Source organism: Actinomadura sp. NPDC000929, assembly GCF_040492065.1.
Taxonomy (GTDB): Bacteria; Actinomycetota; Actinomycetes; order Streptosporangiales; family Streptosporangiaceae; genus Spirillospora; species Spirillospora verrucosospora.
This window is the reverse complement of record NZ_JBEUPA010000029.1, coordinates 17,908-40,746: the sequence shown is the minus strand read 5'-3', so window position 1 is coordinate 40,746 and position 22,839 is coordinate 17,908. Positions and strand designations below refer to the sequence as shown.

19 protein-coding genes are annotated in these 22,839 nt (G+C 72.9%); 8 read left to right on the top strand and 11 right to left on the bottom strand.

The features are described from left to right. The first annotated feature begins 80 nt into the window (after window positions 1-80). Entirely contained in the window at window positions 81-2,066 is a 1,986-nt protein-coding gene (locus ABWI04_RS13760; protein ID WP_353832625.1) for a bifunctional phosphatase PAP2/O-acyltransferase family protein, read from the top strand. A gap of 15 nt (window positions 2,067-2,081) precedes the next feature. On the opposite strand, the gene hpnH is transcribed toward ABWI04_RS13760, so the two are convergent. From hpnH to hpnC, 6 genes are read right to left on the bottom strand one after another with little or no spacing between them, the layout of a single operon-like run. Then, on the bottom strand, window positions 2,082-3,086 hold the full coding sequence (hpnH, locus tag ABWI04_RS13755; RefSeq protein WP_353832624.1) for an adenosyl-hopene transferase HpnH: 1,005 nt from the start codon (window positions 3,084-3,086) through the stop codon (window positions 2,082-2,084). Continuing rightward, entirely contained in the window at window positions 3,087-5,051 is a 1,965-nt protein-coding gene (gene shc / locus ABWI04_RS13750; protein ID WP_353832623.1) for a squalene--hopene cyclase, read from the bottom strand. Beyond that, window positions 5,051-6,076, bottom strand: coding sequence for a polyprenyl synthetase family protein (locus tag ABWI04_RS13745; RefSeq protein WP_353832622.1), 1,026 nt, complete (start codon window positions 6,074-6,076; stop codon window positions 5,051-5,053). The genes shc and ABWI04_RS13745 overlap by 1 nt, the downstream gene beginning before the upstream one ends. Next, window positions 6,073-7,392 carry a hydroxysqualene dehydroxylase HpnE gene (gene hpnE, locus ABWI04_RS13740; RefSeq protein WP_345177454.1) on the bottom strand — a complete coding sequence of 440 codons (1,320 nt, stop codon included), beginning with the start codon at window positions 7,390-7,392 and terminating at the stop codon, window positions 6,073-6,075. Before hpnE ends, ABWI04_RS13745 begins: the two co-directional genes overlap by 4 nt. Then, window positions 7,389-8,306 (bottom strand): phytoene/squalene synthase family protein, encoded by a 918-nt coding sequence (locus ABWI04_RS13735; protein ID WP_353832621.1) that lies wholly within the window; start codon window positions 8,304-8,306, stop codon window positions 7,389-7,391. The genes hpnE and ABWI04_RS13735 overlap by 4 nt, the downstream gene beginning before the upstream one ends. Next, entirely contained in the window at window positions 8,303-9,166 is an 864-nt protein-coding gene (gene hpnC / locus ABWI04_RS13730; RefSeq protein ID WP_345177449.1) for a squalene synthase HpnC, read from the bottom strand. Before hpnC ends, ABWI04_RS13735 begins: the two co-directional genes overlap by 4 nt. 133 nt (window positions 9,167-9,299) lie before the next feature. Here hpnC and ABWI04_RS13725 point away from each other — a divergent pair, with 133 nt between their 5' ends. From ABWI04_RS13725 to ABWI04_RS13715, 3 genes are all read left to right on the top strand, one after another. Continuing rightward, a complete protein-coding gene (locus ABWI04_RS13725; protein WP_353832620.1) occupies window positions 9,300-10,283 on the top strand; it encodes a DUF2804 domain-containing protein in 984 nt (327 codons plus the stop codon). 163 nt (window positions 10,284-10,446) lie between these two features. After that, window positions 10,447-12,015, top strand: coding sequence for a carboxylesterase/lipase family protein (locus ABWI04_RS13720; protein ID WP_353832619.1), 1,569 nt, complete (start codon window positions 10,447-10,449; stop codon window positions 12,013-12,015). A gap of 409 nt (window positions 12,016-12,424) precedes the next feature. After that, window positions 12,425-15,190: an aconitate hydratase gene (locus tag ABWI04_RS13715; RefSeq protein WP_353832618.1), complete on the top strand. Its 2,766-nt coding sequence runs from the start codon at window positions 12,425-12,427 to the stop codon at window positions 15,188-15,190. 53 nt (window positions 15,191-15,243) lie between these two features. On the opposite strand, the gene ABWI04_RS13710 is transcribed toward ABWI04_RS13715, so the two are convergent. Beyond that, entirely contained in the window at window positions 15,244-15,963 is a 720-nt protein-coding gene (locus ABWI04_RS13710) for an SDR family oxidoreductase (protein WP_353832617.1), read from the bottom strand. 96 nt (window positions 15,964-16,059) lie between these two features. Here ABWI04_RS13710 and ABWI04_RS13705 point away from each other — a divergent pair, with 96 nt between their 5' ends. The 4 genes from ABWI04_RS13705 (at window position 16,060) to mug (ending at window position 19,012) form a co-directional block, all read left to right on the top strand. Continuing rightward, window positions 16,060-16,668 carry a TetR/AcrR family transcriptional regulator gene (locus tag ABWI04_RS13705; RefSeq protein ID WP_353832616.1) on the top strand — a complete coding sequence of 203 codons (609 nt, stop codon included), beginning with the start codon at window positions 16,060-16,062 and terminating at the stop codon, window positions 16,666-16,668. A 41-nt stretch (window positions 16,669-16,709) separates the two neighbouring features. Beyond that, window positions 16,710-17,639 carry an aldo/keto reductase gene (locus tag ABWI04_RS13700; protein ID WP_353832615.1) on the top strand — a complete coding sequence of 310 codons (930 nt, stop codon included), beginning with the start codon at window positions 16,710-16,712 and terminating at the stop codon, window positions 17,637-17,639. Between the two features lie 90 nt (window positions 17,640-17,729). After that, window positions 17,730-18,449: a sulfite exporter TauE/SafE family protein gene (locus ABWI04_RS13695; RefSeq protein WP_353832614.1), complete on the top strand. Its 720-nt coding sequence runs from the start codon at window positions 17,730-17,732 to the stop codon at window positions 18,447-18,449. Further along, entirely contained in the window at window positions 18,449-19,012 is a 564-nt protein-coding gene (gene mug, locus ABWI04_RS13690) for a G/U mismatch-specific DNA glycosylase (RefSeq protein ID WP_345177432.1), read from the top strand. Before ABWI04_RS13695 ends, mug begins: the two co-directional genes overlap by 1 nt. Before the next feature lie 15 nt (window positions 19,013-19,027). Here the strand turns inward: mug and ABWI04_RS13685 are convergent, their stop codons facing one another. The 4 genes from ABWI04_RS13685 to ABWI04_RS13670 all read right to left on the bottom strand — a co-directional run bounded on the left by ABWI04_RS13685 (window position 19,028) and on the right by ABWI04_RS13670 (window position 22,810). Continuing rightward, window positions 19,028-19,405 carry an ASCH domain-containing protein gene (locus ABWI04_RS13685; protein ID WP_353832613.1) on the bottom strand — a complete coding sequence of 126 codons (378 nt, stop codon included), beginning with the start codon at window positions 19,403-19,405 and terminating at the stop codon, window positions 19,028-19,030. A 293-nt stretch (window positions 19,406-19,698) separates the two neighbouring features. Then, complete coding sequence (locus tag ABWI04_RS13680; RefSeq protein ID WP_353832612.1) at window positions 19,699-20,604, bottom strand: carbohydrate ABC transporter permease; 906 nt, start codon at window positions 20,602-20,604, stop codon at window positions 19,699-19,701. Further along, a complete protein-coding gene (locus ABWI04_RS13675; protein ID WP_345177427.1) occupies window positions 20,601-21,509 on the bottom strand; it encodes a carbohydrate ABC transporter permease in 909 nt (302 codons plus the stop codon). The genes ABWI04_RS13680 and ABWI04_RS13675 overlap by 4 nt, the downstream gene beginning before the upstream one ends. After that, complete coding sequence (locus tag ABWI04_RS13670; protein WP_353832611.1) at window positions 21,506-22,810, bottom strand: ABC transporter substrate-binding protein; 1,305 nt, start codon at window positions 22,808-22,810, stop codon at window positions 21,506-21,508. Before ABWI04_RS13670 ends, ABWI04_RS13675 begins: the two co-directional genes overlap by 4 nt. Between the last annotated feature and the right edge of the window lie 29 nt (window positions 22,811-22,839).

Here is a 22,839-nt window from a genome sequence, read left to right as displayed (position 1 = left end):
AAACCGGCCAAAGCCTCCGAATGCGGCCAAGGCCGTCTGATCGCGCGCGTCCGTGGGTACCACCGTGAGCGAGGGGGACGATGGGCACACAGGAAGCGGTCGCCGCGCAGGACGCGGTCTTCACCCCGGGCGCCACGGGCGTCAGGAGGCTCCGCGCCAGGAACGAGCTCGCGCTCGGCCTGGCGGTTTTCGCGCTCTACTCGGTGGTGACGATGCTGCCCGAGCAGGCGAGGAAGGCGGCGGCCCGCGAGCACGGGGAGTCGCTGTACGCGCTGGAACGGGCCCTGCACATCGACGTGGAGCCCGCCCTCAACGGCTGGCTTTCCGGCCAGCCCGTCCTGCGGGTCCTCGCCAACTACGAGTACGCCGTCACCTACGTCGCCAGCGCGCTCGCCCTGCTGGTCTGGCTGTTCCTGCGCCACCCCGAGCGCTACCGCACGGCCCGCAACGCCTTCGTCATGCTCAACCTCGCCGGCCTCACGTGCTTCGCGCTGTACCCCGTCATGCCGCCCAGGCTCATGCCCGCCGGCCTCGGCTTCGTCGACACCGTCACCAACGGCCGCACCTGGGGGTCGTGGGGGTCCCCGCTGGTGAAGCACGCCGACGAGTTCGCCGCCGTCCCGTCCCTGCACATGGCCTGGACACTGTGGGTCGGCGTCGAGCTCGCGCGGGTGAAGGCCAGGCGCTGGGTGCAGGGACTGAACACCGTGCACATCCTGGTCACCCTCTACGTCATCCTGGCGACCGCGAACCACTACCTGCTCGACGCCCTGGCCGCCGTGCCGTTCGTCGTCGTGCCGGTGTACCTGGCCGAGCGCTTCGCGCGGCCGAAGGCGTCGCGCGTCCAGGGGCCGGACGCGTTCTTCCTCGCGGTGGAGACGCCCGAGGCCCCGCAGCATCCCGGCGGCGTCATCATGCTCGACACCTCGCGGGAGGACGTCGGCCGCGCCGACCTCGTCCGGGTGATCGAGGAGCGCCTCGACGGGCTGCCCCGCTTCCGGCAGCGGCTCGTCCACCGGGGCCGCTGGCGCCGCCCCGTCTGGCGCGACCTCGACCGGATCGACTGGGAGTGGCACGTCGTCGAGAAGCGGGTCGACGGGATGGCCGGGCTGCGCGCCGAGGTGGCCGGGCTCCAGTCCGAGGCCCTGCCGCTGGACCGGCCGCCCTGGCGGATGGTCGTGCTGAAGGGCGCCGAGCCGGGCCGTACGGCGGTCGTCTACATGATGCACCACGTGGTCGCCGACGGTGTCGGCATCGTGGCGCAGGCCGTGTACCTGATGGAGCCGCCGCCCGAGCCGGTCGCCGCGCCTCCCCGGGCGCCGCTGCGCAAGGCGCTGGCCACCGTGGTCGGCCTCGGCCAGCTCGCCACCGCCGTCGGCAGGCCGGAGCCGCTGCCCGCCGCCGGGACGAGCGAGCGCCGGTTCGGCACCATGGTCCTCCCGCTCGGCACGGTGCGCGACGTCGCCCGCCGCCACGGCGCCCGCGTCACCGACGTCGTGCTGTGCGCGGTCGCGGGCGCCCTGAACCGGAGCGTCAGCGAGGAGGACGGCCGGCCCGGCACGTGCCGCGTCGCGGTCCCGCTGATGATGCGGCCGCCGGGCAGCGCGATGGTGGGCAACCACACCACCGCGGTGATGGTGGACCTGCCGATCGGGAAGATGGCCGAGGTCGACCGGCTCGCCCTGATCGCCCGGCGCAGCCGGGTGCTGCGGTCCGGGACGCGGGCGCAGGCGGCGTGGTTCGTCATGTGGCAGGCCGGGCGGCTGATGCCGCCCCCGCTGCACGCCCGCTTCGCGCGCATGTCCTACAGCGGCCGGTTCCTGCAGGGCACCGTGTCGAGCCTTCCGGGGCCCGACCGGCTTCTGCGCCTGTGCGGCGCCCCGCTCACCGCCGTCTACCCGATCGTCCCGCTCGCCCCCGGCACGCCCCTGGCGATCGCCGGGCTCGGCGTCCACCGCGACCTGTGCTTCGGCCTCTCCGCCGACCCCGGTCTGACGGACGACGCCGACGCGCTGATGGACGCCGTCCGCGACGTCTTCGAGGAACTGCGCAAAGGGCCGGAGTGATCGGACGCCGCGGGCTCAGATGCTCCGCATGGCGCGCAGCGACTCCTTGAGCGAGCCCATGGTCGCGAACACGGCGGTGGGCTCGTAGCCGCAGTGCGCCATGCAGTTCGCGCACCGCTCGTCGCGTCCCCGCCCGTAGGCGTCCCAGTCGGTGGTGTCGAGGAGCTCCTGGTAGGTCGCGGTGTAGCCGTCGTCCATCAGGTAGCAGGGCCGCTGCCAGCCCTTCAGCGAGTACGACGGGATGGCCCACGCCGTGCACGGGAAGTCGACCTTCCCCTCCAGGAAGTCCAGGAACAGTGGCGAGTGGTTGAACCGCCACCGCTCGCGGCGCCCGTCGGCGAACGTCTTGCGGAACAGGGCGCGGGTCTCCTGCACGCCGAGGAAGTGGTCCTGGTCGGGCGCCTTCTCGTAGGCGTACGCGGGCGAGATCATCATCTGGTCGACGCGGAGCTCGTCGTTGAGGTAGTCGAGCACCTCGATGACGGTCTGCGGGGTGTCGGTGTTGAACACGGTCGTGTTCGTCGTGACCCGGAACCCCCGCTCCCGGCACATCCGGATCGCGTCCACCGCCTGGTCGAACACGCCCTCCTTGCAGACGGACGCGTCGTGCCGCTCGCGCAGCCCGTCGACGTGCACCGCCCACGCGAAGTAGCGGGACGGCCGGAACAGATCGATCTTCTTCGGGATCAGCGCGGCGTTCGTGCACAGGAACACGTACCGCTTCATCCGCACCAGCTCGGCGACCAGCTCGCCGATCCGCGGATGCATCAGCGGCTCGCCGCCCGCGATCGACACCATCGGCGCGCCGCACTCGCGGACCGCCGCGACCGCCTGCTCGACCGGCATCCGCTGCTTGAGCACGTCCGCCGGATGCTGGATCTTCCCGCAGCCCGCGCACGCCAGGTTGCACGCGAACAGCGGCTCCAGCTCCATGATCAGGGGGTACCTTTTCCGCCCCGCCAGCTTGTTGCGCAGGACGTACCCGCCGACGCGCAGGCTCTGGCGCAGTGGCATCGCCATTTAGGAGATCTCCTTCAGGTACCGGCCGAGCGCCGACAGCGGGAACACGAGCCGGTACAGGTGGTAGTTGATGTAGAAGTCGCCCGGGAAGCCGGTGCCGGTGAAGTGGTCCTCGTCCCACGTGCCGTCCGGCCGCTGGTGCTCGACGAGCCAGCGGACCCCGCGCTCGACGGCCGGTCCGTGCTCGCCGGCGGCCAGCAGGGCGAGCAGCGCCCACGCGGTCTGCGAGGGCGTGGAGGCGCCGTGCCCGATCCACGTCCGGTCCCGGTAGGAGCGCAGGTCCTCGCCCCACCCGCCGTCGTCGCGCTGGTGGCGCTCGAGCCAGGCGACCGCGTCGCGGATCGCCGGCTTGCCCGGCCGCACGCCCGCCGCGATGAGGGCGGGCACGACGCTGCCGGTCCCGTACACGTGGTTGGCGCCCCAGCGGCCGAACCAGGACCCGTCCGGCTCCTGCGCCTTCAGCAGCCACACGACGGCCCGCTTGACCACCTGCGAGTCGGCCATGCCGCGGTGGGACATCGCCTCCACCACGTGCGCGGTGACGTCGGCGGACGGCGGGTCGATCACCTCGCCGAAGTCGCAGAACGGCAGCCTGCGGCACAGGGCGCGGGTGTTGTCGGCGTCGAACGCGCCGAACCCGCCGTCCCGGGAGGCCATCCCCGCCATCCAGCGCACGCCCCGCTCGATCGCCGGCTCGGCCATCGGATGGCCGGCGCGGCCGAGCGCGAGGACGACCTCGGCGGTGTCGTCGGTGTCGGGGTAGCAGTCGTTGTCGAACTCGAACGCCCAGCCGCCCGGGGGGAGGTCGGGGCGCCGCACCGACCAGTCGCCGGGGCCCCTCACCTCCTCGCCGATCAGCCATTCGGCGGCCCGGTCCAGGGCGGGGTGCCGGGCGGGCAGGCCCGCGTCGGCCAGGGCGTTCATCGCGAGCGCCGTGTCCCAGACGGGGGACTGGCACGCCTCCAGGCGCCGCCCCCGGTCGTCGCGGATCGTGAACCGCTCCAGCCCGTCCAGGCCCCGCCGGACGATCGGGTGGTCGAGGCCGTAGCCGAGCAGGTGCAGCGCGAGCAGCGAGTACACCCAGGGCGGCTGGATCCCGCCCCAGGATCCGTCGCGCTCCTGCCGCGCGATGATCCAGTCGGCGGCGCGGCGCAGCGCGGCCCTGCGCACCCCCTTCGCCGGGCGCCGCTCGTACGCGTGCAGGGCCAGGTCGAGCGCCCCGAACGCCGCGTCCCACCCCGACAGGCCCCGGCGGCGCGCCGGGGGGACGTCGTAGCCGGGATACAGCTCGTCGAGCGAGAACGGCAGCGGCCGGACGGGGCGCAGCGCGGCCACCACCGTCAGCGGGACGATCGTCTGCCGCGCCCAGCACGCCCAGTCGTAGACGTTCAGCGGGAACCAGCGCGGCAGGAACATCATCTCCGGCGGCAGCACCGGCAGCCTCTCCCACGGCCAGCGGCCGAACATCGCCAGCCAGAACCGCGTGAAGACGCGGGTCGCGGGGATGCCGCCGCCGCCGCGGACGAAGGCGGCGGCGCGGACCATGTGGCCCGCGTCGGGCGGGTCGCCCGCGAGCCGCAGCGCGACGTACGCCTCGACGGTCGTGGACAGGTCCGGCGGGCCGTCGTGGAAGTTCGCCCAGGTGCCGTCCGCGGCCTGCTGGGACCTGATCCAGCGCGCTGTCTCGCGGGTGTCCGCCTCGTCGCGGATGCCGAGGAACTCGCGCAGCAGGAGGTCCTCGGCGTCCATCGTCACGTTGGTCTGCAGCTCGCCCTTCCACCAGCCCTCCGGCGACTGGAGCATGAGCAGGTGGTCGCGGGCGGCCTCCAGCGCCTCGGCGGCCGACCTGGTCCGGGCCGCCCCGCCGGCGGCCGGCGGCTCCGCGGTGACGGGCGCTCCCGCGGCGGGCGCCGTCCCGGGGGCCGGCTCTGTGGTGGGCTCTGTGGTGGGCTCTGTCGTCGTCATCAGTGGTCCCGGCAGGTGACGAAGTCGGCGATGTGCAGGAACTCGGCGCGGACGGCGTCCGGCAGCCGCGCGTTGAGCAGGTGCTCGGCGGCGCGCTGGATGCGGCTCTCCGCCTCCATCTCGGCCCAGGCGCGCCCGCCCGCCGCGTCCACCAGCCCGGCGACCTCGGCCAGGTCCTCCGCGGCCGCCTCCTCCTCGGCGGGTAGGGGCCGCGCGTACAGCTCGGCCAGCCGCGCGGCCTCCGGCGACCCGGAGTTCAGCGCGGCGACGACCGGCAGCGACATCTTGCGGGACCGCAGGTCCGACAGCGCGGGCTTGCCGGTGGACTCCGGGTCGCCCCAGATGCCGAGCAGGTCGTCCACCAGCTGGAAGGCGATGCCGAGGTCCTCGCCGAACGCCTCCAGCGCGGCGCACAGCCGGTCCGGTGCGCCGTCCAGGACGGCCCCGATCGCGCACGAGCACGCGAGCAGCGCGGCGGTCTTGCCGGACGCCATCGTGAGGCACTCGTCCACGCCGATCTGCCTGCGCGTCTCGAAGTCCATGTCGAGGGACTGCCCGGCGACGAGGCGGCGGACGGCGGCCGCCAGCGCGCGGGCCGCCCTCGCCGAGCCCTGGCCGGGCGCCTCCAGCAGGACCTCGCCGGCGAGGGCCAGCAGCGCGTCGCCCGCCAGGATCGCGGACGCGTCGCCGAACACGGTCCACGCCGCCGGGCGGTGCCTGCGCGTCCGGTCGCGGTCCATGATGTCGTCGTGCAGGAGGGAGAACGCGTGGGCCAGCTCGACGGCGACGGCGCCCGGCAGCCCGCTCTCCGGGGGAGCCAGCGCGGCCCGCGCGGACAGCAGCGCCAGGGCCGGGCGCAGCGCCTTGCCCGCCGGCGCCCTGCGCGGGTGGCCCTCCTCGTCGGTCCAGCCGAGATGGTAGGCCGCGACCCGGTAGGTGCGCGGATCGAGCCGCCCGACCGCGGCGCGCAGCGCCCCGTCGACCAGCTCACGGACATCGGTCAGCGAAACGGGCACGGCCGTCATCGGTCCTTCACCTTCTCCAGGTGGCGGCGGACCAGGCGGGCGGCGGTGAGACCACTGCGCACTGCTCCCTCCATGGTGTCGGGCCAGCCCGTGTCGGTCCACGCGCCGGCCAGGTACAGGCCCGGCGCGCGCGTCGCCGCGCCGGGGCGGGCGGCCGCGCTGCCGGGGCGCTGCCGGAACGTCGCGCGCCGCTCCCGCGTCACGAACACCTCCCGGACCTGCGCGCCCCACGCGGCGGGCAGCAGCCGCCGCAGCTCGGGCACGAACCGCGAGCGCAGCTCGGCGGTCGGCATGTCGATCCACGGGTCGGCGGCCGACAGCGACACCGCGAGGTACTGGCCGCGGCGCAGCCCGCTGACCGCCGTCCGGTCGAAGACCCACTGGACGGGCGAGCCGACCGCGGCGGCGAACGGCGCGTCCATGACCCTGCGGTCGTAGACGACGTGCACGTTCACGATCGGGCTGGCGTCCAGCTCGGGCCAGCGCAGCGGGTCTGGCAGCGCCTCGGCGGGCAGCAGCCGCGCCGCCGCCTCGTGCGGCACCGCGATGACCACCGCGTCGGCGGCGATCGGCGTCCCGTCCACGACCACCTTCGGGTCGGCGGTGACGGACTCCACCCGGGCCTTCAGCCGGACGGTCCCGCCCATCTCCGCGATGCGCCGCAGCGCCGGGCCGCCGTGCAGCTCCTCCAGCGGGACGAGCGGCACCCCGATGTCGGCCGCGTCGGGGCGTCCGAACAGGGCCCGCCGGCACACCATCGCCGACAGGCCGAGCGCCGCGTCGTCCACCTCGGCGTTCAGCGCGGACGTGAGGAACAGGCCCCACAGGGCCTCCCGCGCCCACGGCCGCTGCCCGCGCTGCGCCAGCCACGCCCCGGCGGAGACCTGGTCGAGGACGGGGTCGGCGGGGTCCAGGCGCGCCAGCCCCAGCGCGGCGCGCACGGCCCTCAGCCGGTCGGCGGCCGACAGCGGCGCGTACCGGGCCAGCGAGGGCAGCAGGTGCAGCGGGCTCGGCAGGCCCGAGCGGCGCAGCCGCGCCGGCGGCGTGCCCGCCCGCAGGACGGGCACGTCGAACCGGTCCTGCACCTCGACGAGGTGGTCGGCGCGCAGCCGGTGCAGCAGCCCCTGGTACGCCGTGCAGCACCGCAGGAAGACGTGCTGGCCGTTGTCGACGCTCAGCTCGCCCCGCCCGAACGAGTGGGTGGCGCCGCCGAGCCACGGCCGGGACTCCAGCAGCGTGACCGCGACGCCCGCCTCTTGCAGCGCGATCGCCGCGCTGATGCCCGCGAGGCCCCCGCCCACGATGACGACGCTCACCGCTCCACCCCCGACAGCGCGCGCGCCGCCACCACAGCCTTCTGCCAGGTCGGCAGCGACATCCGCGCGTCCAGCGCGATCTGCGGGCGCGCGGCGATGTTCTCCAGCAGCCGCCGGTAGATCCCGGCCATCGCCGCCGTGCACGCCGCGCTGCGCCGGTCCAGCAGCGGCAGCAGCCGCAGCCCCTCGGCGTACCAGGCCCGCGCCCGCTCCGCCTGGAAGCCGATCAGCTCGTTCAGCCGCCACGGCGGGTCGATGAACGCGCCCGACTCGTCCAGCTTCAGCGTGCAGCCGAACCGCGCGAGGTCCTCGGCCGGGATGTAGGTCCGCCCCGCCAGCCGGTCCTCGCGCAGGTCGCGCAAGATGTTGGTGAGCTGGAGCGCGACGCCGAGCGAGTCGGCGAGGCCCTCGGCGCGCTGCCGGCCGTCGGACCCGAACACCCCGAGCGACAGCCGCCCGACCGAGCCCGCGACCCGCTGGCAGTAGCGCAGCAGGTCGTCGAAGGTCTCGTAGTCGGCGCCGCGCACGTCGTCCTCGCAGCCGTCGATGAGCTCCTCGAACGCCTCCAGGGGGATCGGGAACCGGCCCGCCGCGTCCGCCAGCGCGGTCAGCACCGGATGCCCCTCCAGCGCCCGGACGTCCACCCGCCGCCGCAGCACCTCCTGCACGGTCGTCAGCCGCTGCCGCGTCCGGTCCAGCAGGTCGAGCCGGACGCACGCCGGCTCCGGGCCGTCGCCGATGTCGTCGATGCCGCGCGCGAACGCGTACACCGCGCTCATCGCCCGGCGCTTCGGGGCCGGCATCAGCCGGATCCCGTAGGAGAAGTTGCGGGCCTCCTCGCGCACCACCCGCTCGCAGTGCCGGTACGCCCCGACCACCCGCTCGGAACCCTCGCACGTCTCCGAAACCGTCATCGCCCCCTCCTTCCAAGGGCGCGCGCCCACCCGGCCGGCAGTGCGGCCCGCCGTGGACGCAGCGCATGAGCGAGCACGTCGTACCGCCCGCGCTCCAGAGCCGACAGCGCGGCGCGCCCGCCGGCCACGTAGCCCGCCACGGCGATGCGCGCCCATCCCGTCAGGTCCGCCAGCAGCGGCGCGGCGCCCCCGTCCAGCAGCTCGCGGGCGCGGCCGGCCTGCAGCGCCAGGACACCGCGCAGCCGGGTCGGCGTCACCGGCCGCGCGAGGTCCTCCTCGGCGCAGCCGAACCGGCGCAGGTCCTCGCCGGGCAGGTAGATCCGGCCGGCCCGGTAGTCCTGCCCGGCGTCCTGGCAGTGCTCGACGATCTGCAGCGCCGTGCAGACGTCGTCGGACGCGGCCGCGAGGCGCGGGGTGTGCGCGCGGAACAGATGCAGGACGATCCGTCCCACCGGCGCGGCGGACAGCGCGCAGTACCCCTTCAGGTCGGCGAACGTCTCGTACCGGTGGACGGTCTGGTCCTGCCGGTTCGCCTGCACGAGGTCGCGGAACGGCTCCTCGGGGATCCGGTGCGCGTGCACCGTCTCCGCCAGCCTCCGCAGCTGCGGCAGGGCGGGCGTCCGCCCGGCGAACACGCGGTCCAGGTCGTCGTCCACGAGTCCGAGCAGTTTGGGCCGCTGCTCCGGCGGGGCCTCGTCGCCGATGTCGTCGACGAGCCGCGCGAAGCCGTAGACGGCCCGCAGGGCGGCGCGGTGCCGGGCGGGCAGGACCCGCGCGGCCACCGGGAAGTTCTCCCGGGCGGCGAGCCGGTCCAGCGCGCGATCGTGCTCCTCGGCGCTCCAGGGCGGTTCAATGATCACCTAGAGGAGATCGACCGGTCCGGCACGAGAGAAACTCTGGCCCAGGTATGGACTTATTTAAACGGGCCCGTGTCCGAGGCTGAACCGTTCCAGGGACCACGGCGTCGCGCGGGCCGCTCGGTAGCCTCGGAACATGCCGACCCATGAGCGCGAGATCACCGAGCCCGTCGACCTGTGCACGCCGGACGGGCGGCTCGATCCGCGGGCGGTCGGCTGGACGCGGCGCCCGCTGCACCGCGCGAACCTGCGCGGGTGGGGGCGGGCCAAGCGCTGGGAGTACTGGGGCCTCGTCACGCCCCGGCACATCGTCGGGCTGGTCGCCTCGTCGCTCGACTACGCCGCGGTCCACGGCGTGTACGTGCTGGACCGCGGGACGGGCGAGGAGATCTCCCGGGACGGGGTGGTCCCCCTCGCGCGCGGCGCGGTGTTCCCCGACCGCAGCGGCTCCGGGGAGGCGTCGGTGCGCGGGGCGGGCTTCGCGGTCGGCGTCCGGCAGGACCCGTCCGGCTCGCGGCTGCGGGCGCTGGTCCCCGGGGTGGTGGACCTGGACGTCCGGGTCCCGCTGCCGGACGGCCACGAGTCGCTCGGCGTGGTGGTCCCCTGGAGCGACCGGCGCTTCCAGTACACGGTCAAGGACGTCGGGCGCCCCGTGCACGGGCGGCTGCGGCTCCCGTCCGGCGACCACGAGATCGGGGACGGCGCGTTCGCCGTCCTCGACCACGGGCGCGGCAAGTGGCCGTACCGCATGACGTGGAACTGGGCGGCGGCGAGCGGCCCCGGCCTGGCCCTGCAGCTCGGCGGCACATGGACCGACGGCACCGGCATGACCGAGAACGCGCTGTTCATCGGCGGCCGGCTGCACAAGATCGGCGACGAGCTCGACTGGTCCTACGACCGCGGCGACCGGCTGCGCCCCTGGACGATCCGCGGGCCCCGCGTCGAGGCCGAGTTCCGGCCCTTCCACGAGAAGGTCGCGCGGACGGAGCTCGGCGTCGTCGGCAGCGAGACCCACCAGTGCTTCGGCCACTTCAGCGGCCGCGCCCAGGCCGACGACGGCACCTGGCTCGACTTCGACGGCCTCACCGGCTGGGCGGAGGAGGCCCGCCAGCGGTGGTGAGCCGCGCCGCGTCCCCCGCCGCGACCATGTCCGGAATTTGCGGATCGTGTCGTAGACGAACACGTTGGCCACTCGCGTCCTTTTCGAGATCAAGCACTGATGTGATGCGAAGAGATCGGCCGTTCGGGGGGTGTCAGAAAGAGTCACGCTGAAAGGGGACCCTGTGAGACTCACCGCCATCGCGCTGCTCGCATCCGCTCTCGTCTTAGGAGGGACGGCTCCGGCCGCGGCCCAGCACCGGGCACCGGACTCGTCCGCCGTCGTCCGCACCGACCTGGGGTTGGTGCGAGGCCAGGTGCGGCAGGACCACCGCCTGTTCCAGGGCATCCCGTTCGCCGCGCCGCCGACGGGGGACCGGCGCTTCAGGCCGCCGCAGCCGGCGCGGCCGTGGCAGGGCGTGCGCGACGCCACCTCCCCGCGCGGCCAGTGCGCGCAGCTTCCCGCGCCTTACGGGGGTGAGACGAGCTACGAGGAAGACTGCCTCTATCTGAACGTCACCACGCCGGACCGTGCGCAACGCAAGCACGGACTGCCCGTCATGGTGTGGGTGCACGGCGGCGGCAACACGACCGGTACCGCGAGCATCTACAACGCCGCCAAACTGGCCGTGGAAGGCGGCGTCGTGGTCGTCACGATCAACTACCGCCTCGGCGCGTTCGGCTGGCTCGCGCACCCCGGCCTGGAGTCCGGCGCCGACCGGCGCTACCAGACGGGCAACTACGGCCTGCTCGACCAGCAGGCGGCCCTGCGCTGGGTCCAGCGCAACGCCGAGGCCTTCGGCGGGAACCCCGGAAACGTCACGCTGTTCGGCGAGTCCGCGGGTTCGTGGAACGCCTGCGCCAACCTCGCCTCTCCCGCCGCCGCGGGCCTGTTCCACAAGGTCATCGCGCAGAGCTACTCCTGTACCGCGCCCGCCCGTACGGAGTCCTCGGCCGAGGCCGAAGGGGTGACGATCGCCAAGGCCATGGGATGCGGCAAGGGCTCGGACGCGGCCGACGCCGCGTGCCTGCGCGCGACGCCCGTCAAGACGGTGCTGGAGACCTTCGAGGCCAAGGCCACGGACGCGGGTCCTGTGGCGGGCGGCGACCGCGTCCTTCCCCTGCAGCCTGAGCAGGCGATCGAACGGGGCCGCTTCAACCGGGTCCCCGTGATGCACGGCAACACGCTGGACGAGATGCGCCTGTTCGTCTCCCTCTCCTACCCGGACCCCATCACCGCCGCTCAATACGAGGACATCGTCCGCTCCGTCTACGGCGCCGACGCCGGCAAGGTACTGGCCCGCTACCCGGCGGGGGCCTACCCGGAGCCCAGGATCGCGCTGGCGACGCTCCAGACGGACTCCAACGAAGTGCTCTCGGCGTGCGTGCACCAGAACGCGTTCCGCCTGCTCGACCGCGCGGGCGTCCCGGTGTACGCGTACCAGTTCGCCGACCGGGGCGCTCCGCCGCTGCTCGACGTCCCCGGCTTCGAGGAGGGCGCCGAGCACGCCAGCGAGCTGACGTTCCTGTTCCCGGGGCTGATCGGCACGCTGACCCCGGCGCAGCAGCGGCTCTCCACCGCCATGGTGGGCTACTGGACGTCCTTCGCCCGCGACGGCAGGCCGCAGGCCCGTCAGGCGCCGCACTGGCCGCGCTTCCGCTCCTCGGGCGACGTCCTGTCCCTGGCGCCTGACGCCGTTCACCGCACCGACACCGCCACGACCGCGAACTGCTCTTTCTGGAACTCTCTCTGACCCGGCGCGCGGCCGCCCTCGGCCGTCCGGGCACGAACGACCTCGGCCCCCCGCCGTGGATCTTCTGGCTCAGGTAGAGCCCGCACCCCCTGAGGACGGGTGCGGCCGGTGGAACCCCGCCGGCCGCACCCGTCCTGCTTGTCGTGCCTGGGGCCGCCCCGCCGGGGACAAGTAGCTTGATGTCGAGATAAAATGAAGATAGCTTGACGTCGAGAGAAAACCGGCGGAAGTTAGGCGGCCCTGATTCCCGGTCAGGAGTCCGACTAAGGCAGGATCAAGGGAGACGAAGCTCCCGTCCCGCCGCGCGCCGTCCCGCGTCGGCCTCGGGGACGGGCCTTACTGAAGATCAACCCAGCGCCGCGCGCTCATGTCCCGGACCGGACGCGCGGTGGCGACGGAGGAGGAGTCCGTGTCCGCGAACAGCTTCGGCAGTCTCGACAAGCTGCAGGTCGGCGACAGGTCGTACGACATCTACCGGCTGGACGCCGTCGAGGGCTCGGCCCGTCTCCCGTACAGCCTCAAGGTGCTGCTGGAGAACCTGCTGCGCACCGAGGACGGCGCCAACGTCACCGCCGACCACATCCGCGCGCTCGCCCAGTGGGACGCGAAGGCCAAGCCGAGCAAGGAGATCCAGTTCACCCCCGCCCGGGTGATCATGCAGGACTTCACCGGCGTGCCGTGCGTGGTCGACCTGGCCACGATGCGCGAGGCGGTGCGCGACCTCGGCGGCGACCCGACCAGGATCAACCCGCTGGCGCCGGCCGAGATGGTGATCGACCACTCGGTGATCGTCGACTACTTCGGCTCGCCGGACGCCTTCGAGCGCAACGTGCAGCGCGAGTACGAGCGCAACAAGGAGCGCTACCAGTTCCTGCGCTGGGGGCAGACGGCGTTCGACGAGTTCAAGGTCGTCCCGCCCGGCACCGGCATCGTCCACCAGGTGAACATCGAGCACCTGGCCCGCGTGGTGTTCGACCGGGGCGGGGTCGCCTACCCCGACACCTGCGTCGGCACCGACTCGCACACGACGATGGAGAACGGCATCGGCGTGCTCGGCTGGGGCGTCGGCGGCATCGAGGCGGAGGCCGCGATGCTCGGCCAGCCGATCTCCATGCTCATCCCGCGCGTCGTCGGCTTCAAGCTGACCGGCGAGATGCCCGCCGGGACGACCGCCACCGACCTGGTGCTCACCATCACCGAGATGCTGCGCGAGCACGGCGTCGTCGGCAAGTTCGTCGAGTTCTACGGCGAGGGCGTGCAGGCGCTGCCGCTGGCGAACCGCGCCACGATCGGCAACATGAGCCCCGAGTTCGGCTCCACCTGCGCGATCTTCCCGATCGACGACGAGACGCTGAAGTACCTGCGCCTCACCGGCCGCGACGAGGAGCAGATCGCGCTCGTCGAGGCCTACGCCAAGGCGCAGGGCCTGTGGCTCGACCCGTCGGTGGAGCCGGAGTTCTCCGAGTACATGGAGCTGGACCTCGCGACGGTCGTCCCGTCGCTGGCCGGCCCGAAGCGCCCGCAGGACCGCATCTCGCTGGCCGAGGCCAAGCAGACCTGGCGGCGGGACGTGCTGAACTACGCCGAGAGCATCCAGGGCCCGGCCGACGAGGCCTCCAGCGAGTCGTTCCCGGCCTCGGACTCCCCGGCGATCAGCGGCGACACCGACGGCGACAAGCCGCGGCAGCACGGCTCCAACGGGTCCGAGCGCCCGCACAACCCCGTCCCGGTCACCCTGGACGACGGGACGTCCTTCGAGCTCGACCACGGGCACGTCGCCGTCGCGGCCATCACCTCCTGCACCAACACCTCCAACCCGTACGTGATGATCGGCGCGGCGCTGCTGGCGAAGAACGCGGTGGACAAGGGCCTGACCCGCAAGCCGTGGGTGAAGACCTCCCTCGCGCCCGGATCCCAGGTCGTCACCGACTACCTGGAGCGCGCCGGCCTCACCCCGTACCTCGACAAGATCGGCTTCAACCTGGTCGGGTACGGCTGCACCACCTGCATCGGCAACACCGGCCCGCTGCAGCCGGAGATCTCCAAGGCGGTCAACGACAACGACCTCGCGGTCACCGCGGTCCTGTCGGGCAACCGCAACTTCGAGGGCCGCATCAGCCCCGACGTGAAGATGAACTACCTGGCCTCGCCGCCGCTGGTCATCGCCTACGCGCTCGCCGGGACGATGGACATCGACATCCTGAACGACCCGATCGCCGAGGGCGACGACGGCCCGGTCCGCCTGGCCGACATCTGGCCCGCGCCGGAGGAGGTCGCCGCGATCGTCGAGTCGTCCATCGGGCAGGAGATGTTCACCGAGAGCTACGCCGACGTCTTCAAGGGCGACGACCGCTGGCGGAACCTCGACATCCCGACCGGCGACCTGTTCGAGTGGGACGCCGCGTCGACCTACGTCCGCAAGGCGCCGTACTTCGACGGCATGGGCGCCGAGCCGGAGCCGGTCGCCGACATCCACGGCGCCCGCGTCCTGGCCAAGCTCGGCGACTCGGTCACCACCGACCACATCTCCCCGGCCGGGTCCATCAAGGCCGGCACGCCCGCCGCGCGGTACCTGGAGGACAACGGCGTCGCGGTCAAGGACTTCAACTCCTACGGCTCGCGCCGCGGCAACCACGAGGTCATGATCCGCGGGACGTTCGCCAACATCCGGCTGCGCAACCAGCTCCTGGACGGCGTCGAGGGCGGTTACACCCGCGACTTCACCCAGGAGGACGCGCCGCAGGCGTTCATCTACGACGCCGCGCAGAACTACGCGGCGCAGGGCACCCCGCTCGTGGTCGTCGCGGGCAAGGAGTACGGCTCCGGCTCGTCGCGCGACTGGGCGGCCAAGGGCACCGCGCTGCTCGGCGTCCGCGCCGTCATCGCCCAGTCCTACGAGCGCATCCACCGCTCGAACCTGATCGGCCTCGGCGTCCTGCCGCTGCAGTTCAGGGACGGGGAGTCGGCCGAGTCCCTCGGCCTCACCGGCACCGAGACGTTCGACATCACCGGCGTCACCGCGCTCAACGAGGGCGGGATCCCGGAGGAGGTCACCGTCAGGGCCGACGGCAAGGAGTTCGCCGCGGTCGTCCGCATCGACACCCCCGGCGAGGCCGACTACTACCGCAACGGCGGCATTCTCCAGTACGTCCTGCGGAACCTGCTCCGCAAGTAGTCCGCACCCCGAAACGGGCCGCCTCCCCACCGGGGGCGGCCCGTTCCGTACGTTCAGCGGCCGGTTGGCAGGGTCAGGCCGCCGTTGCACTCGACGACGCTGCCGGTGACGAACCCGTTCGTCGCGGTCAGCAGGATCGCCTGCGCCACGTCCTCGGGACGCCCGACGCGCCCGGTCGGCAGGGCGGCGGCGTGCTCGGCGAACATGGCGGCGCGCTGCTCGGCGGGCACGCCGTCCCACCACGGGGTGTCGATGACGCCCGGGGAGACGGCGTTGACGCGCAGCGGCGCCAGTTCGGCGGCGAGGGGCCGCACCATCGCCTCCAGCGCGCCGTTGATCGCCGCGAGGCCGGCCGTGCCGGGCAGCGCGGCCCGCGCCGACGACGCGGTGACGAACGTGACCGAGCCGCCCGCCGCCATTCGGGGGAGCGCGGCTTGGACGAGCCGCAGGTGCGGCCAGAACTTGGCCTCGAAGCCGGCGCGCAGATCGGCCGGGTCGAGGGCGGCGATCGGGCCCGCGCCCGCTCCGCCGCTCAGCGCGAGGACGAGATGGTCGTAGACCGCGTCCTCGGCGAAGAACGCGGCGACCTCCTCGTCCGAGGCCGCGTCCAGCCGGCGCGCGGCGAGGCCGTCCGCCGCCGCCTTGGCGAGGCGCCCGGCGTCGCGTCCGGTGACGACGGCGTCGGCGCCCTGGCCGGCGAAGAGCCGGGCGGTGGCCGCGCCGATCCCGGAGGTGCCGCCGCAGACGAGAACCCGCTGCCCGTCGAGCGTCATGAGCGTCATGATGCGTGGCCTTTCGTTGTCGAGACTAGTGGTCTTGGCAATTGTTTGCCGAGACATGCGGTCTCGTCAAACGGATAAGCTCTGCCCATGACCGGTGAGACCCGCCGGCCCCACACGGGCCGGCGACGCAACGAGGCCGCCCGCCGGGCGATCCTGGACGTCGCCGTCGAGCTGCTCGGGGGCACCGGCGACACCCCCGTGACGATCGACACGATCGCGGCGGCGGCCGGCGTCGGGAAGCAGACGATCTACCGCTGGTGGCCGTCCAAGGGCGCCGTGCTGCTGGAGGCGGTGGCCGAGCGCGCCGGCGAGGACATCCCCGTCCCGGACACCGGCTCGCTGCACGGCGACCTCGGGGCGTTCCTCCGCGCGACGTTCCGGGCCGTGGGGCACGAGCGCACGGTGTCGGTGCTGCGGCACGCGATGGCCGAGGCGCAGCGGGACCCGCACGCCCGCGAGCACATGCGCGCCTTCATCGCCGGACGGCGCGCGGTACTGCACGGGCTGCTGGATCGGGCGCGCGACCGCGGCGAGGTCTCCGCGGCGACCGACCTCGGCCTCGTCGTCGACCAGGCCTACGGGGTGCTCTGGTACCGCATCCTCGTCGGGCACGCCCCGCTCTCGGAGACCGAGGCCGACGCGCTCGCCCGCGCGCTCGCCGCCCAGGTCGCGGCTAGCGCGGCCGGCACGGGGTAGTGGTCCCTGGAACCCCTTCCGCGATCGACGACAAGGAAGCCATGCACAAGATCGGTGAACTGGACGTCTTCCCGCTCTGCCTGGGCGGCAACGTCTTCGGCTGGACGGCGGACCGGGAGCGCTCGTTCGAGATTCTGGACGCCTACGCGGCGGCCGGCGGCGACTTCCTCGACACCGCCGACTCCTACTCGGCGTGGGTGGAGGGCAACCGGGGCGGCGAGTCCGAATCGATCATCGGGGAGTGGGCCGAGTCGCGGGGCAACCGCGACGACCTCGTGATCGCGACCAAGGGGGGCAGGCACCCCGAGCACCAGGGCCTGTCCGCGGCGACGATGAGGGCGGCCGTGGACGACTCGCTGCGGCGGCTGCGCACCGACCGCATCGACCTGTACTTCACCCACTTCGACGACCCGTCGGTGCCCGTCGAGGAGATCATGACGACGCTGGACGGCCTGGTCGCCGCCGGCAAGATCCGGCAGATCGGGGTGTCGAACATCGAGCTGGACCGGCTCCAGGCCTCCCTGGAGTTCGCCGAACGCGAGGGGACGGCCCGCTACGTCGCCATCCAGCCCGAGTACAACCTCGTCTCCCGCGGCTCCTACGAGGGACCGCGCCGCGACCTGGCCGAGAAGTACGGGCTCGCCGCCGTCCCGTACTACGGGCTCGCGTCCGGCTTCCTCACCGGGAAGTACCGCCCCGGGTCCACGGTGGACAGCGCGCGCGCCGGAGGCGCGGCGCGGCACCTGGAGACCGAGCGCGGGCGCGCCGTCCTGGCGGCGCTGGACATCGTCGCCGAGGAGCAGGGCGTCCCGGTCGCGACGGTCGCCCTCGCCTGGCTCGCCGCCCAGCCGACCGTCGCCGCGCCCATCGCGAGCGCCCGCACCCTGGAGCAGCTCCCGCCGCTCGTGGAGGCCGCCCGCACGACGCTCACCGCCGACCAGCTCGACCGCCTGACCGCCGCGTCCGCCTGACCGCGGTGTCCGCCTGACCGCCGCGTCCGCCTGACCGCGGTGTCCGGCTGACCGCGGTGTCCGGCTGACCGGGCGGTAGGCTCACTCGGCGTGCCACCTGTCGATTTCGTCCTGATCGGCGGCCTTGCCGCGCTGGCCGGCGCTATCGTGCAGGGCAGCGTCGGCCTCGGCGTCGGGCTGGTCGCGACGCCGATCGTGACGATGCTGTACCCGTCCCTGATGCCTGGCGCGATCCTCGTCATCGCGCTCGTGCTGCCGTTCGCGACGCTCGCCCAGGAACTGCGGCACGCGGACCTGCGCGGGCTCGGCTGGGCGTTCGCCGGCCGCCTCGCCGGCACGCCGGCCGGCGTGTGGCTGGTGACGGCCGCCCCGGACCGCGTCCTCGGCGTCGTGATCGGCGTGGTCGTCCTCGCCGCGCTCGCCCTGACCGCCTGGACCGCGGACCTGCCGCGCAACCGCCGCACGCTCGCCACCGCCGGCGTCATCTCCGGGACGACCGGCACCGCCTCCGGCATCGGCGGCCCGCCGATCGCGCTGCTCTACCAGCGCGAGAGCGGCCCCCGCGTCCGCGCGACCCTGGCGGTCTTCTTCATCGTCGGCGCCCTGCTGTCGCTCCTCACCCTCGCCGCCGCCGGCCGCCTCCCGGCCCGGCAGGTCGTCGCGGGCGCGGAGCTGGTCCCGTTCGTGTTCGCCGGGTTCCTCGCCGCCGGCCCGCTGCGCCGCTACCTGGACGCCGGGCGCCTGCGCGTCGCGCTCCTCGCCGTCGTCGGGACGTCCGCGGTGGCGCTCATCGTCCGTAACCTGATCTGATGCGCCCCACCAAGGCCGACCTGGAGGCCGCCCGCGACCGCGTCATCCCCGACGTCCTGCCCGAGGCCCCCGGGACGCTCCGTGTCCTGTTCTGCGGCATCAACCCGGGCCTGTACTCGGGGGCGACCGGCCGCCACTTCGCCCGTCCCGGCAACCGCTTCTGGCCAGCGCTGCACCTGTCCGGCTTCACCGACCGGCGGCTGCACCCGTCCGAGCAGGACCTCCTGCCCGGCTACGGCCTCGGCATCACCAACCTGGCGCCGCGCACCACCGCCCGCGCCGACGAGCTGACCGAGGCGGAGCTCCGCGAGGGCGGGCGCCGCCTGGCCGCCCTCGTCGAACGCCACCGCCCGGCCTACCTGGCCGTCGCGGGCGTCACCGCCTACCGCACCGCCTTCGCCCGCCCCCGGACGCGGATCGGCCCGCAGGACGAGGACTTCGGCCCCGCGCGCCTGTGGGTCCTGCCCAACCCGAGCGGCCTCAACGCGAGCTGGCCCCTCGACCGCATCGCCGCCGAGTTCGCCCGCCTCCGCGAAGCCGCCGAAGCCCTCAGAGCCTCCTGAGGATCCTTCTTCCGCTCAGGTGGCGTTGTGCAGGGCGGCGCTCGCGAACATCGTCTCGACCTCTTTGAGGAGGCTGGGGGTGGGCTGCCACAGGTCCGTGCGGCCCAGGGCGACGATGGGGCGGGGGAGGGCCCGGATGCCGGACAGGAGCCAGTGGTGGGAGGCCGAGTCGGCCCAGGGGCCGCAGTCGCAGGAGGCGCCGCGGACGGCGGCGGAGCAGACGTCGTCGAGTTCGGCGACCGCGATGACGGCGCCGATCGTGGCGAGCGGGTCGCGCGGGTCCCAGCCGGCCGCCTGGACCAGCGGGGAGTCGCACGCCTTCAGGTCGACGCGCATCGAGGCGTGGATGAGGAGCGGACCGCGGTAGGCGGTCGGGAAGCTCTGGTTCGCCACGCTTTTGCCACCACGCGCGATCGCGAACGCCCAGGGCTGCTGAACACTCATCGCCTGCACGCGGTCACCTCCGTTGTCCGCCCGGTCCGTTCGCCCCCGGGATCGCCGGGACGCCCGGCGACGGACGCCGGGTGTCGTACGACGATGCCCGAGAGGCTAGGCGCATCCCGCAGGAATTGCCAACGCACAAGGCGAAAGGGTCCTTGTCCGTCATGGGCCTTTCAACCCATGAGGTGGTTGATCACCCATGTGACGCTTGAGGTCGATATGCGGTTGACGCGCCGGTGGAATTCTCAGCCCTTCAACGCGCCCGCCATGAGGCCGCGCATGAAGAACCGTCCGAGGAGCAGGTAGACCAGGAGGGTCGGCAGGGACGCGAGGAGCGCCTCGGCCATCTGCTGGTTGTACTGGACGGCCACGGCCCCCGAGCCGGCCGTGTTGTTCAGCATCACCGTGACCGGCCAGCTGTCGGGGGCGCCGAGGAACACCGCGAACAGGAAGTCGTTCCACATCGAGGTGAACTGCCAGATCAGCGTCACCGCGAACGCCGGCGCCGACACGGGCAGGACGACCGACCAGTAGGTGCGGAGCATCCCGGCGCCGTCGACGCGGGCCGCCTCCACCAGCTCGTCCGGGATCGTCACGTAGTAGTTCCGGAAGATCAGCGTGCAGATCGGGATGCCGTACACGACGTGCGCGAGGACGAGGCCGCGGATCGTGCCCACCAGTTCCATGTCGGTGAGCAGGCCCGCCAGCGGGATCATCACCGCCTGGTACGGGATGAACATGCCGAACAGGAACAGCGTGAAGACGACGTCCGCGCCGGGGAACCGCCATTTGGACAGCACGTAGCCGTTCAGCGAGCCGAGCACCGCCGAGATCAGCGACCCCGAGACGGCGATCTTGACGCTGTTCGCCAGGCCGGGCTTCAGCGCCTCCCACGCCGAGCTCCAGCCGGACGTGCTCCACTGGCCCGGCAGGTTCCACGCACTGCTCGGGTCCGCCTCGTCCAGCGGCTTGAAGCTCGTGACCACCAGCACGTACACGGGGATCAGGAAGAGCAGGACGAACGCCAGCAGGACGGCCAGCTTGACGGCCCGCCAGGCGCCAGACGACCTCCCCGGCTCCGCCGCCGCGCCGCGCCGCCCGCCCGCCGCCCGGCGCCGCGCCGGCGCCGGGGACGCCTCCACGCCCGTCATCGCGTCCGCTCCGTCCGCACCGACCAGACCAGATAGGGGATCACCAGCACGGCCACCGCGAGCAGCAGGTAGGTGGCGATCGTGGCGCCGTTCGCCGGGTCGTGCCGGTCGAAGATCTCGACATAGGCGGCCACGGCCGGCACATAGGTGATGATCTGCTTGCCCGCGATCGCCATGATCAGGTCGAACACCTTCAGCGAGATGTGCCCGAGGATGATCAGTGCGGACAGCGTCACCGGACGGAGCTGCGGGAACACCACGTACCGGTACACCTTCCACTCGGACGCGCCGTCCACCCGCGCCGCCTCCCGCAGCTCGCCGGGGACGCCGCGGAAGCCGGCGAGGTACAGCGCCATGACGTACCCGGACATCTGCCAGATCGCGGGCAGTGCCATGGCCGCCATGCCCCAGTCCGGGTCCTGCCACCAGCTGTTCGCCAGCGCGCCGAGGTGCAGCTTGCCGAACAGCTGGTTCAGGCCGACCGCGCGCTCCGGCGGCGCCGGGTTCATCAGCCAGCGCCACACGACGCCGCTGGCGATGAACGACACCGCCATGGGGAACAGGTAGACGACGCGGAAGGACGCCTCGCCCCTGATGCCCTTGTCCATCAGGAACGCCAGGAACGCGCCGAGCACCAGGGCGCCGACGACGAAGACCGCCGTGAACAGCAGCGCGTGCTTCACCGCGCCGGGCCAGCTGGGCTGGTCCCACAGGTCGACGAAGTTCCTTCCCTTGTCGAACCCGTACTCGGTGACCTCGTCGTGCTTGCCGCTCACCGCGACCCGCGTGTTCCAGAAGATGAGCCCGTAGACGAACAGGCCGATCGCGACGATGGACGGCGAGACCAGCAGCAGCCCGGGCAGCCACCTGCGGCTACGGGCCCACCTGGAGCCGGAGGGCCTCACTGGCCGCTGTTCTTGGCCGCGCTCACCAGCCCCTGCTGCAGCTTGGCGACGTCCTTGTTCTGCAGGAAGAGGCCCACCGCCGTGTCGATGTCGGTGTGCTGCTTCTTACTGGCGTTGACGCCGTGCCAGAACGAGCCCGCCAGCTTGATGCCGGGCTTGTTCCACTGCTCGAACGCGTACTGGAGGTAGCCCTTGTAGAGGCTCTTGTCGGCGTCCTTGCGGGCGGGGACGGATCCCTTCTTCGGGTTGAACAGGTCCTGCCCCTCCTTGCTGGACACCTCCTTCAGCCACGCGAGGGCCCCGCCGCGGTGAGGCGCGTTCTTGGGCAGGGTGAAGCTGTCCGACAGCCACAGGTAGGTGCCGTCGGTGCCGGGGGAGGGCGCGTACTTGAAGTCGGTGTCGAGCTTCTTGCCGAGCCCGTTGGGGGCGCTCCCGGTGAAGTACCCGTACGCCCAGTCGCCCATGATGTTGAACGCGGCCTTGCCGTCGACGACGGCCTTCGCGGCGCCCTGCCAGTCCGTGGACGCGGCCTCCAGCGTCGTGTACTTCATGATCTCGGCGTAGTCGGTGAGCGCCTTGGTGACGGCCGGGCTGCCCCAGTCGGCGCCCGGCTTCCACAGCGCGTTGTAGGCGTCGGTGCCGAGGTCGCCCAGCAGGACGTTCTCCAGCAGGTGGTCGGCCGTCCACTGCGCGCCGAGCGACAGCGGGACCTTCTTGGTCTTGTCCTTGACGGCCTTCAGCGCGGTGATGAAGTCGGCGATCGTCGCGGGCGGCCCCGAGATCCCGGCGTCCTTGAGGATGCCCGGGTTGTACCAGAGCATGTTCGACCGGTGGATGTTCACCGGCACCGAGTAGATCTTCCCCTGGTAGCTGATCTGGTCGAGGAGCTGCTGCGGGTAGACCGACTTCAGGTTGTTCTCGTCGTAGAAGGAGTCGAGCGGCTCGATCTGCCCGGCCTTGATGTAGTCGAGCAGCTCGGCGCCCGCGTGGCCCTGGAAGGAGTCCGGCGGCTTGCGGTTCTGCAGCCGGCTCGCCAGCACGGCCTGGGCCTGGGTGCCGGATCCGCCGGCGATGGCCGCGTTGACGAACTTGGTTCCGGCGTTCTTCTTCTCGAAGTCGGCCTGCATCGCGGCGAGCCCGTCCGCCTCGCCCGGACCGGTCCACCAGGAGAAGACCTCGACCTGGGATGTGTCGTTGGAGCCCTTGTCGTCGCTGCCGCCGCAGGCCGACACGGCGACGGCGGCCGTCATGGTCAACGCCGCGACCGCCGTCCAGCGGCGCCGGGGAGCACGTACTCGCATCGTCCGTCCCTTCGGTTGCACCGAGAAAC